At 44.6% G+C, this 1,349-nt stretch carries 1 protein-coding gene; it reads left to right on the forward strand.

Going from position 1 to position 1,349, the window contains the following annotated elements:
- A partial coding sequence (locus tag IR010_RS19980) for a T9SS sorting signal type C domain-containing protein (RefSeq protein ID WP_194606133.1) occupies positions 1 to 1,349 on the forward strand: 1,349 nt, incomplete at both ends.

A 1,349-nucleotide genomic window follows, 5' to 3' on the forward strand; every position in this document is an offset into this window, starting at 1 on the left:
GGCAATATTACTTACAAGCGCAACAGCGTAGACATTCGCCAGGCCGATTATGTATATTGGTCCGCTCCAGTAAAAGCCCAGACCCTGGGAGGAGTTTCGCCATTGACTTTGAGTGATAAATATTTAAGCTGGGAAACTACAAAATGGGTGGCCAATCCGAGTACTAGTTTTATGACAGCGGGCAAAGGCTATATTATCCGCGGTCCGGAAACTTTTTCAAATACAGTGAGAACCCCTTATACTGCCAGTTTTATCGGAGTTCCCAATAATGGAACTATAGCAGGGGAAACAGCTGTGCCAAGCACCTATTACTTGATAGGAAACCCGTATCCTTCTGCCCTGTCTGCCGACGATTTTATAAATGCGAATCTTTTCTTGGTGGGAACAATGTATTTCTGGACACATAATACCCCGGTAGTTCTGGGCCCAAGCTATAAATACAATTCAGATGACTACGCCACTTACAATTTGAGCGGAGGGGCAGGAACCCAGAAAGCACCGTCAGGGGGAGCGGCTGGAACCAACATCAATGTGCCGAGCGGCTACATTGCCGCCGGACAGTCTTTCTTTATGGGAGCAAAAGCGGCCGGCAGCATAAGTTTTGCCAATTCAATGCGAAGAGCCGCCAATAATAACGGCCAGTTTTTCAAACCGGCAGGCGCATCAAAAACAGCTGATCTTGAAAAAAACCGTGTATGGCTGGACATGACCAATGAGGAAGGCGCTTTCAAGCAGATTCTGGTCGGATACATTGAAGGCGCGACAAATGACTATGAAGACATGTACGACGGATTAACATTTGACGGAAATAAGTACATTGATTTTTACAGCATAAACAATGCCAGCAAACTTGTAATTCAGGGGCGTGCACTGCCATTTGCAGACACAGATGCAGTGCCTCTGGGATACCGCACGGCAGTTGAAGGGAACTTTACAATTTCCTTAAGCGATGCCGACGGAAAGCTGAGCACACAGGCAGTTTATCTAGAAGACAAAACAACAGGGACTCTCAGCGATCTGCGCGCTGCAAACTACACTTTTGCAACTGCAGCGGGAACTTTCCCAGACCGTTTTGTGCTTCGATACACAAACAAAACACTGGGAACCGGAGATTTTGAAAATACGGAAAACGGAATTCTGGTTTCTGTTAAGGATAAAACGGTCAAAGTGCAATCCTCAAAAGAAGCCATACAGGAAGTTGCTGTTTTTGATATTTCCGGAAAATTGCTTCTAGATAAAAAGAAGGTAGGAGCAAATGAACTTCAGGTTTCAAATTTGCAGGCTGGAAATCAGGTTTTACTTGTAAATGTAACTTTAGAAAACGGATTCAAAACTTCTAGAAAAATTAT

This window comes from Flavobacterium sp. MR2016-29, assembly GCF_015350695.1.
Classification (GTDB): domain Bacteria; phylum Bacteroidota; class Bacteroidia; order Flavobacteriales; family Flavobacteriaceae; genus Flavobacterium.